We start from the raw sequence: 10,128 nt of genomic DNA on the forward strand, positions 1-10,128 counted from the left end.
GGGGTAAACGCCCATCTTTACCGAATTCTCTGTGAGTTCGATATTTTTTTGACTTGCGCTGTGCGTATTGAAATTCATCAATGAATAATTTGATGTGCTACCTCAAGATGAATGAAATGGAATTGATTCAATGAAATTCAATTCGCGTGAAATATTCTTCCTTGGTTAAAGCAGGCACTTGAGATTGCTGTTGTACACAGTTGATTTCAATTGTTTTGACTCTCTAGAGAGCCTGAGGGCTTCAATTGAGAGGCGTCTGGCCGAAAGAAGGAGTGGGGGCATTTTGTTTGTTCAATATGTCTCATTTGCGCAGCCTCTGTTCTTTTATTCGATTGCCATAAAAGCCCTGAGACATAAGAATTCGGTACGCAAAAATTTGACCCGCTGATTTTCTTCAATTGAAAGCAATGTTGATTGTTTGTTTGCGCCAAGAAGATCAATTGCAAATTTTGCGACATGAATTTCAAATAATGTTAATTGGGGTTTGAATGACAGCATCCACTTGGGACTTGTTCTTGTCGTCGTCGCGAGGCCGCGCAGGCGTGGTCCACCCGCTGATCCGCGCAGGCCTGGCCCTGCTTGCCGCAGGCGCCGCGACCGCCGCGCTGGCGCAACCCGCCGCTTCGCTGGAGGTGCCGCGCGCACCTGTCGCAGCCCAGGCCGTGACCGTCGTCCTCGCCCAGTCGAAGGTGGTCAAGGGGCCGGACGGCAATGAACAGTTCCAAGACGCGGCCACCATCAAGCCGGGCGATGTCATCGAATACAAGGCGACCTACACCAACAACACGGGCAAGCCGGTCAAAGGGCTGGTGGCCGATCTGCCGATCCCCGAGGGCCTGGAATACCTGCCGCGCAGCGCCAAGCCGGGCGCCAGCCTCGTGAAAGCCGCCACCAAGACCGCCGTCTTCGAGCCCGAGCCGCTCGTTCGCAAGTTGGCCAACGGCAAGACCGAATCCGTTCCCTACAGCGAGTACCGCATGCTGCGCTGGAGCCTGGGCCAGTTGCCCGCCAGCGGCAGCATCGCCGTGAGCGCGCGCGCCAAGGTTGAAACCGTCGCGCCGCCAACGGCCGCGCCTCCCACGCCCGCCACGCCGCCCCCGCGCGGCAAGTAAAGGCCGCGCCGCCCCTCGCGCGCTGCGCGAGGCAAGGGCGCCCGCCTTTTCCATCGATCTCTTGTTTCCGAGTGCCCGTCGGCAGGTACGCGTTCGTCCGTCGAAACGTACCGGCCAGGTTCCTTCGTGTTTCCGTTCATTGACAACAGAGGAGAAAACTACGTGATTCCCACCCAGCCAACCCCACGCGCCAGCGGCTTCAAGCCGTGCACGCCCTGGGCAGGCGCTGCAGCGTTGACGCTGGGCTTCCTTTTCGGAAGCCCGGCGGCACTTGCCGCTGCGCCGCCCGCCAACACCGTCATCGGCAACCAGGCGTCCGCCAGCTATTCGGACGCCGCCGGAACGACCCAGGTCGCCACCTCCAACCTGGTGCAGACCACCGTTCTCCAGGTGGGCTCGTTCACGCTCGACAGCGTCAACCAGGTCACGACGACCATCGTCAACACCAAGTCCGGCGCCGCCGGCGCCACGGTCTATGCACCTCACGTGCTGACCAACACCGGCAACGGCGTCGACACCTTCGCCCTCACGGTCAAGGCCGATGCGGGCAAGTTCTCGCGCATCGAGGTCTTTGCCGACGCCGACGGCAATGGGCTGCCCGACAGCACGACGGCGCTCTGCTCGGCGACCGATGTGAACGTCTGCACGGTGACCCCGGCGCAGAGCGTGCCCGGCAACAACGGCGCATTCCGCTTCGTCGTGGCCTACACGATCCCGGGCTCGGCCGCCGGCACCGGCAACTTCGATGCCGCAACGATCACCGCCACCCCGGGCACCCCGGCGCTGTACACCGCGCCGAACACCTCGGCGGCCGACAAGGACGAGGTCAAGCTGGCCACCGATGCGGTGTTCAATCTCACCAAGGTCATCGGCGCTCCGTTGGTCGCGGCACCGGGCAACGGCGTCTGGCCGACCGCGCCGACCAATGGGCCGCGCTCTTCCGCCGCCTGCACGGCCACGAGTTGGACAGCCGGTCTCGCGTCGAACGCGAACTGCCAGTACTCGGTCTACACCCTCACGTTCAACAACACGGGCGGCGCACCGGGCAAGTTCGCGCTGTCCGACGTGTTGCCTGCAGGGTTGACCTACGTCACCGGTTCGGCCGTGTGGAGCGGTGCGTCGGGTACGGCGCTGGGTGACGGTGCGGGCGGTGATCCGTCGGGCATCGACTTCCAGGTGACCGGCAACACGCTGAATGCCGTGGTGGCTTCGCTGAGTCCGAACGTGACGCAGACGCTGAGCTTCGTGGTGCTGGTGAACAGCACCGCGGCGGTCGGCACGTCCACCACCACCAACGTGGCCCGCTACAACCCCGCGACCGCGCCGGCCGGCGTGACCGCAGCGTTGATCGGCACCGTCGGTTCACCGCGTGCCATTTCTTCTTTCTTCTTCGCGTGCCGGCATGCCTCGGTGGTGGGGCTGCGTGGCGCTCGCGCGCAGCGCGATGGCGGCCTTCGGCCTCGCACTCGCATTCGCATTCGCATTCGCCATGCTGTTCGCACCGGCCGCGCAGGCGGCGCCCGCGCCCGGCGGCGTCGTCGTCCGCAGCATCGCGACGGGCACCTACGTCCCTGCCGGCCTCGGCCACAGCGAGACCGCCGTCTCCAATGCCGTGACGGCCAGCGTGCTGCCCGTGGAGGCGCTGTCGCTCACGCAGGACCAGCGCGTGAACCGCCCGCCCGGAACCGTCGTCACGCTGAGCCACCTGCTCACCAACACCGGCAACGTGGCTTCGCGCTACACCCTGGGCCTCGTCAACGACGGCGCCGGCTGCCCGGCCGACGGGCTCGACCTGTCGGCGTTGCGCGTGGCGCGCGATGCCAACCACAACGGCGTCGTCGACGCCTCCGATCTCGTGCTGCTGCCCGGTGCCGCCGGCACGCTCGCGCTGGAGCCCGGCCAGACGGCCGAACTGCTGGTGCAGGGCACCATTCCCGCCGCGGCCAGCGGCAGCGCCTGCGTGGTGCTGAGCGCGACCACCGCCCTGCAGGGCGCGAGCGCGAGCAATCGCGACACGGTCGAGGTGGGCAGCGTCGCCGTGCTCGCGCTCGTCAAGTCGGCCAGCCATGCGGGCGCCATCGTGCCCGGCAGCACGCGCATCGACTTCAGCATCTCGGGCACCAACACCGGCGCCCGCGACGCGCAGCCCGGCGGCGCGGCTGCGCCCACCGGCACGCAGGTGCTGGTCAACGGCAGCCCGCGCAGCTTGCTGCTGCTGCGCGACCTCTTGCCCACGGGCACGCGCTACCTGCCGGGCAGCCTGCAGAGCACGGCGGCCGGCGCGGTGCGCCTGTTCCGCATGCCCGGCGACCCCGACTTCAGCTACCGCACCGCCGAAGACGGCGCGGCGATCGAAGTCGCCATCGGCGTGCCCACCGCGCTTGCGCGCAACGCCTCCATCGCCATGCAGTTCGCGGTGCAGGTCAAGGCCGATCACACCGGCGACATCCGCAAGTCCGACCGCCACGTGCTCGCCGTGGGCGGTAACTACGCCGTCACCGACAAGACGCGCCTGTATGGCCGCTACGAGCTGCTCTCCAGCCTCTACGGGCCGTACGAGCTGAATGCGGGGCAGTCGAACAACGTGGGCATCCTGGGCATCGAGAGCGCCTACATGGAGGGCGGGCGCGTGTACAGCGAGTACCGCCTGGCCGACAGCCTCGACGGGCGCGCCGCGCAGGCCGCCACGGGCGTGCGCAACACCTTCCGGGTCGACGACCACTGGCGCCTGACCGGCGGCATCGAGCACACGCGCCAGATCGGCGGGTTGCGCAACAGCGGCAACAACGGCACCGGCCACGCCAGCGGCCTGGCGGGCGACTCCACCGCCATCACGGGCGGCGTGGAATACACCGACGCGCGCATCAAGGCCAGCGGCATCCTCGAAGGCCGCCACGGCGACGACGCCGACACGCGCCTGTTCAGCGCGGGCTTCGGCTTCAAGATCGATGCGTCATGGAGCCTGCTGGCGCGCAGCGTGATGAGCGCCAGCGAAGGGCAGGGCGCCAACGCCGGCAACGCGCACCACCTGGCGCGCCACCAGCTCGGCCTGGCCTACCGCCCGGTGGACACCGACAGCTGGAACGCGCTCATGCGCTACGAGCGCCGCTCCGAGCGCGTCACCGGCACGGGCAGCGCGACCGGCGCGCTCGACGGCGCAAGCGTCTTCGGCGCGGGCGGCGGCAGCGGCGCCGGCCTGCCCGGGCGCACCAGCGCCGACATCGTCTCGGCCCACCTCAACTACAACCCGCGCCCCGGCACCACCATCAACGGGCGCTACGCCGCCAAGTGGTCGCGCGCCGACGACGGCCTGCTGCGCAGCACCTACTGGGCACACCTGCTGCAGGCGCGCTACACGCAAGACCTCAATGACGGCTGGGACCTCGGCGTGCAGGCCGCCCTGCTGCGCGGCAAGGGCGGCGGCCTGCAGAAGAGCTTCGGCGTCGAGCTCGGCTACCAGCTCATGAAAGACCTGTGGGTGTCGGCGGGCTACAACTTCGTGGGCCTGAAAGACCGCGACCTGGCGGCCAACGACTACACGAGCAAGGGCGCGTACATCCGGCTGCGGTTCAAGTTCGACGAGAGCGCGCTGGGCATGGCTTCGTCGGGTGCAGCGACAGAAGCGACGGGCAAGCAGAAGAAGCACACCAAGGAACTCGAAACGGCGGTGAATGAAGATGACAAGAATTGACTCGCGCAATCAAGTATCCAGGGGGGCGGGGCTCGCGGCGTTGGCGCGTCGCCATGGCGCAGCTTTCTCCCTCTTTCGATCCGGCCTTGCTCTCGGACTCGGGGTGTTTCTTTGCGTTGCGTCAGCTACGGCGGCAGAGTTCTGTTTGCCTGACCCAGTCGCCACGAGCGGGGTCGTCGTTGACGCGGTGGGCGACGGTTGCTCCTTCAGCAATTCCAATTACCCGGGGCGTCTTGTTCTGGGGGACAAGAATATCTCCGAGGCGTGCACGTACAACTTCTCCAAGCCTTTGAGCAACGTGAGCGTTCGGCTCGGCATGCACAACTGCAACATCGACGGGTGCGAGAAGCTCGTGACGGAGGTCAACGGAAGTCACTATCCATTCACAGCCGCAGAGGTCACGACGCCTGCTCCCGATAGACCGTGGGAAGGGTTTGCAGAAATCGATGGAAACGGCGATCTGCTAGGGGCAGAGCCCGCCGATGCATACGGTGTGGGTGCCAGTGCATGGGCCTTCGTGTCGCGGACGCCTGTGTCTTCGATCAAGCTTTCGCACGAGATACTCCGCGGCGCGCCAAGTGGGACACAGTATCGGGTGTGTTTCACTGTGCCTCCCCCCAAGCTTGTGCTGACGAAAACAGCGAGTTCGCCTCGGTTCACTGCAGGCAAGCCGGCTAGCTATACGTTGACGCTGAGCTCCGAAAATGACGTGTGGCCCACGGAAACTACAACGATCCACGACTTGATTCCGAGCTATTTCGCCATAGGGACGCCTCCCGCCGGTTGCGGTGAGATGGCACGGGTTGTCACGTGCCTAGTGCCTGCGGGAACGAAACTGCCGATTTCATTCGTCATCCCGGTCGTGCCCTCGGCGATGGCGGGGCCCAGCGTTACCAACACCGCAGACGCAGCTGGTGGGGGTGATCCCAATTGCTACCGCCGGGAGCTATGCCAGAGCACGGTCACCACACCCGTTGATCTGCCTCCCACCATCACGACGACCAAGAAGGCGAGTGCCAATCCGTTGGTGGCGGGTGTCGGAGGGCAGTTCTATACCGTGTCCGTCACCGTGGCAAACATGGCGACCCTCGCGCCGATCGAGTTGAGTGACCGCTTGCAGCCGGGGATCTCCCTGTCCGGGCCGCCCACCTTGATTCCCGGGACGACGACAGGCCTTCTCGACTGCCCGGCACCTGCCGCCGGTGTGCTGAACTGCACGGTTGCATCCGGTGTGGCGCCTGGAACTTTCGATGTGAGGATTCCCGTTTCCATCAGCACCTCGGTAGTGGGAACGCCCTACGGCATGAACACGGTGCTTCTGAGCGGTGGGGGAGACCCGAACTGCACATCGCAGCCCAATGAGGCCTGCGACGCCACCACGCCACCGACGGAGGTCGCGGCGGTGGCGTTGAGGCTGGAAAAGACAGTCAGCGCGAACAGTTTCGTTGTCGGCAAACCGGCCAGCTATACATTGACGTTGAGCGGCATCGGGGGGGCGACCACGGCGGTGGCCTTGATCGATGACATGTTGCCGCCCTCCCTGACCATCGGTACGCTCCCGGCGGGTTGCAGCAAGACGGGGCAATACGTCCGTTGCAGTGTGCCGAGTGGCATGACCACGCCGCGTTCGTTCGTCATTCCTGTGACACCGCAAGCCTCTGCCGCAACGGAGGTCACGAACACGGCGATGGCATTCGGGGGAGGAGATCCCGGATGCAATGGGAAGGGCGCATGCATGAGCACAGTGACGACGCCGATGGCCCCTCCGCCCGTCATCACCTCGACCAAGACGGTCAGCGCCAGCCCGCTGCTGGTGGGGGCGCCCGACCAGTTCTACTCCCTGTTCATCACCGTGGCCAACGGGACGACCACGGCGCCCATTGGGCTGACGGACTTCTTGCCCGCGGGCATGAACCTGCGTGGCGCGCCGACGCTGATTCCGGGGACGACCACCGGCACGTTGGTCGGGTGCCCGACGATCGGCGGCGGCGTCTTCTGCAACGTGGCGGCCGGTGTTGCACCGGGCACCTTCGAAATCAGGATTCCCGTCAGCGTCGGCACGCCGGCCGCGGGCCTGAACAAGGGCACCAACACGGCGAACCTGAGCGGAGGAGGAGACCCGGCATGCACGACGGCGGTCAACGAGGCCTGCGACTCGACCACGCCGCCCACATCGGTCGACATGATGCAACTGAAGCTCCAGAAGACGGTCAGCGTCGCCAAGTTCTTCGTGGGCGTGCCGGCCAGCTACACGCTGAAGCTCAGCAGCAACGGCAGCCCGACCACGGCGCCGGCCGAGATCACCGACGCCATGTCACCGTCCCTGCGCATCGGCACGCTGCCCGCGGGCTGCACGGCCGTCCTGCAGAACGTGACCTGCACGGTGCCTCCCGGCATGACGACCTCCCATTCGTTCGTCATTCCCGTGACGCCGCTGCCGTCGGCCGTGACCGTGGGAGCCCCGGTGTCGTACATCGTCAATGTCGCGAAGGCCTCCAAGGGCGGGGACCCGTATTGCGCCGAAACGGGCGTGTGCCTGAGCACGACGAACACGCCCGTGGCCTTTCCGCTGACCATCACCTCGACGAAGACCGCGAGTGCGAATCCGTTGATCGTCGGCGCGGCGAGCCAGTTCTACACGGTCGCCGTGAAGGTGGAGCATGAACCGACCACGGCGCCGCTGTTCGTGGAAGACATGCTGCCCACCGGCATCACGCTGGCCGGGCCTCCCGTGCTGATCGCCAGGACCACCACCGGCGTCCTGAGCGGCTGCCCCGTGGCAGGTTCGCTGATTTCCGGTTGCAGCGTGGCCGCCGGCGTGGCGCCGGGCACCTTCGAGATCCGCATTCCCGTCTTCGTCGACGAAACGGCCGTGGGCGCGCAGTCGGGCACGAACACGGTGAACCTGAGCGGCGGCGGCGATGCGCTGTGCACCCCGTTGGCGAACGAACCCTGCGATGCCACGACGCCGCCCATCGCGGTCCGGCTGGGTGACCCGAAGCTTCGCATCGTCAAGGTGGCGTACGTCGGTTCGGGCACCCACCGCTTTCGCTTTGCGCTGTCGGGCCTGAGCGTGAGCAGCGACACCATCACGCTCACCGTGCCGGGGGAGGAGTTCGGCGCACAGACCATCACCGGCAGGGTCGGCGTCCCGGTCACCATCACCGAGACGTCGCCCGCCGGCTGGCCCGTGAACCCGGTGAGCGCCAGTTGCTACGACATGAAGGACGTCATCGCGCCATCGCCCATCACCGTCCCCGGTGCGCCTCGCACGAGGCGGGCCGCAGCGCCGTCGTCGGCGCCGCCGGTGGTGCTGGCCGGCAACGTGCTGACGATTCCCGCCGAGTGGATGGTGGGCGGCGCGGACATCGTCTGCACCTTCGTCAACAGCGATGCCTACGCCGTCACCGGCCGCGTCTTCAGCGACAACGGCAGCGGCGCGGGCGTACCGAACGACGGCGTGGCCAACGGCGGCGAAGCCGGGCTCGTGGGCGTGCAGATGCGGCTCACCAACTGCGCGGCGGGCGTGTGGTCCACGGCGGTGACCGACGGCTCGGGCCACTACCGCCTGGAGGTGCCGTCGCAGCCGTCGTTGCCGTCCGATGGCGATCCGCTGTGCGTCGAAGAGGTGACGCCGGCGGGTCATCTGTCCACGGGGGCGTCGGTCGGCGGCACGCCGCTGCCTTCCGGCACGGGCGTGGCCGTGGGCGGGCGGACCTACACCTACACGCGCACCGCTGCGGGGGCACCGGACCACATCGCCTTTGCATGGAATGACGCCCGGGCCGGCGAGCTGAACTTCGGCGACGTGGCCCTCAGCCGCTTCGGTGCCGACAGCGCCCGCACCGGCTCGCCCGGCAGCAGCGTGAGCCACGCGCACACCTTCGTGGCGCAGACCGGCGGGACGGTGAGCTTCGGCGTGGCCGGCGCGGTGGCCACGCCGCCGATCGACGGCTGGAGCGCCAAGATCTTCGAAGACCCGGGCTGCACCGGCGCCTTGCAGGCCGGCGCTGCGGTGCTCTATCCGCCGGCGGTGCCCAGGCCCGTGACGACAGGGCAGAACCTGTGCGTGGTGGTGCAGGAGTTCATTCCGGCCGGCGCGCTCGCCGGCTACAACGACAAGCGCTCGGTGCAGGCGAGCTTCGTGTTCACGAACGCATCACCCGCGTTGAGCGCGAGCTACCTCGTGCTCGACACCACGACCGTGTCGAGCACGGCGCTGGAGCTCAAGAAGGAAGTGCGCAACCTGACGAAGAACGGCGGCTTCGGGCTCAACAACGAAGCCAAGTCGGGCGAGACGCTCGAATACCGCATCACCTACACCAACAACGGCGCAACGCCGATTAGCGGCCTGACGGTGAGCGACGTCACGCCGGTCTACACCAGCTTCATCGCCTCGCAGGACGGCGCGACCCCGGCGACGCTGACCGCATGCACGAAGCGCACGCCGGCCAATGCATTGCCTGCGCCGGCCGTGGCGTGCGCGGCCGCGCAGGCGCCGGGCGGAACGGGTCCGCTGGACTGGAAGTTCACCGGGCAACTCGCACCCGGCGGCACGGGCAACGTGCGGTTCACGGTGACGGTGAACTGACGGCTTGCGCGTCAGCAGGCGCGCAAGCTGCTGCTGCCGCTATCAGCAGCGTCCCTTCTTCGCCTGGCCGGGCGGGCAGTGGCCGCCGCCGCGGTGGTCGTCGTCGTCACGGTCGTAGCGGTCGTGGTCATGGCGACGGTGGTGGCGGTCTTCGCGGCGTTCCTCACGACGCTCGGCGCGGCGCCAGTCGCCTTCACGCCAGCGCCAGCCGCCGTCGGCGCGCACCCAGCCACCCGGGGCGTAGGCGTAGTCGGGGCGGGCTGCCACGTAGTAGCCGGGGCGCCATGCGTAGGCGCGGTCGTTCCATTGCCAATGGCCGGGCACCCAGGCCTGACCGGGGCGTGGCCGCGGCGCGGGTTCGTAGCGTGGTGCAGGCGGGGCGACCTGGATCAGGCCGGGCACGTTGATGTTGACGGAGACCTGTGCCACGGCGGGCAAGGTGGCAGCGGCCACGGCGGCGGCCAGAAGAATTCTTGTGAGTTTCATCGTGATGCCCTTTGGTTGTTATGAGTCACTGAGCCCGAACAACGCCTGACCGGCGCGGTGCGTGCACGGGGTTGTCCTGGGCGGGGCCGCAGAAGTTGTTAACAAACAGGGAGTTTTGCACGCAGGGCGGGGCGGCCGTGTCGGACAGGCCCGCGTGCCGCGCAGCGGAAGGCCGATGTGTGGCGTAGAAAGCGAAAAAGGCCCGTTACCTTGTGAGTAACGGGCCTTCAGCAAATGGTGGCTCCTCG

The 10,128-nt window shown here is 67.0% G+C and carries 7 protein-coding genes and 1 pseudogene; 4 read left to right on the forward strand and 4 right to left on the reverse strand.

From position 1 onward, the window contains the following. The first annotated feature begins 515 nt into the window (after nt 1-515). On the forward strand, nt 516-1,112 hold the full coding sequence (locus tag AC3WQM_RS02730) for a hypothetical protein (RefSeq protein ID WP_492676849.1): 597 nt from the start codon (nt 516-518) through the stop codon (nt 1,110-1,112). A 482-nt stretch (nt 1,113-1,594) separates the two neighbouring features. Here the strand turns inward: AC3WQM_RS02730 and AC3WQM_RS02735 are convergent, their stop codons facing one another. Both AC3WQM_RS02735 and AC3WQM_RS02740 read right to left on the reverse strand, forming a co-directional pair. Beyond that, nucleotides 1,595-1,792: a hypothetical protein gene (locus AC3WQM_RS02735; RefSeq protein WP_492676850.1), complete on the reverse strand. Its 198-nt coding sequence runs from the start codon at nt 1,790-1,792 to the stop codon at nt 1,595-1,597. Nucleotides 1,793-1,816: 24 nt separating this feature from the next. Further along, nucleotides 1,817-2,071 (reverse strand): hypothetical protein, encoded by a 255-nt coding sequence (locus AC3WQM_RS02740; protein ID WP_492676851.1) that lies wholly within the window; start codon nt 2,069-2,071, stop codon nt 1,817-1,819. Between AC3WQM_RS02740 and AC3WQM_RS02745 the strand changes: the two are divergent. After that, nucleotides 1,992-2,171, forward strand: a pseudogene (locus tag AC3WQM_RS02745) (hypothetical protein); the annotation flags it as partial. The gene AC3WQM_RS02740 and the pseudogene AC3WQM_RS02745 sit on opposite strands and share 80 nt — an antisense overlap. Nucleotides 2,172-2,197: 26 nt before the next feature. Here the strand turns inward: AC3WQM_RS02745 and AC3WQM_RS02750 are convergent. Beyond that, on the reverse strand, nt 2,198-2,398 hold the full coding sequence (locus tag AC3WQM_RS02750) for a hypothetical protein (RefSeq protein ID WP_492676852.1): 201 nt from the start codon (nt 2,396-2,398) through the stop codon (nt 2,198-2,200). 116 nt (nt 2,399-2,514) lie between these two features. Here AC3WQM_RS02750 and AC3WQM_RS02755 point away from each other — a divergent pair, with 116 nt between their 5' ends. Together AC3WQM_RS02755 and AC3WQM_RS02760 are read left to right on the forward strand one after the other, a co-directional pair. Continuing rightward, entirely contained in the window at nt 2,515-4,803 is a 2,289-nt protein-coding gene (locus tag AC3WQM_RS02755) for a hypothetical protein (protein ID WP_492676853.1), read from the forward strand. Nucleotides 4,804-6,538: 1,735 nt separating this feature from the next. After that, on the forward strand, nt 6,539-9,394 hold the full coding sequence (locus AC3WQM_RS02760) for a prealbumin-like fold domain-containing protein (RefSeq protein ID WP_492676854.1): 2,856 nt from the start codon (nt 6,539-6,541) through the stop codon (nt 9,392-9,394). Between the two features lie 42 nt (nt 9,395-9,436). On the opposite strand, the gene AC3WQM_RS02765 is transcribed toward AC3WQM_RS02760, so the two are convergent. Further along, nucleotides 9,437-9,880, reverse strand: a complete 444-nt coding sequence (locus AC3WQM_RS02765; RefSeq protein WP_492676855.1) for a hypothetical protein — start codon at nt 9,878-9,880, stop codon at nt 9,437-9,439. Nucleotides 9,881-10,128: the final 248 nt, after the last annotated feature.

The organism is Variovorax sp. FW301-JW7, from assembly GCF_058788795.1.

Bases quoted from the DNA above. Each gene is read 5' to 3' on its own strand.
- AC3WQM_RS02755 (WP_492676853.1), top strand. From the start codon at position 2,515: ATGCCTCGGTGGTGGGGCTGCGTGGCGCTCGCGCGCAGCGCGATGGCG.
- AC3WQM_RS02760 (WP_492676854.1), top strand. From the start codon at position 6,539: ATGAGCACAGTGACGACGCCGATGGCCCCTCCGCCCGTCATCACCTCG.
- AC3WQM_RS02765 (WP_492676855.1), bottom strand. From the start codon at position 9,880: ATGAAACTCACAAGAATTCTTCTGGCCGCCGCCGTGGCCGCTGCCACC.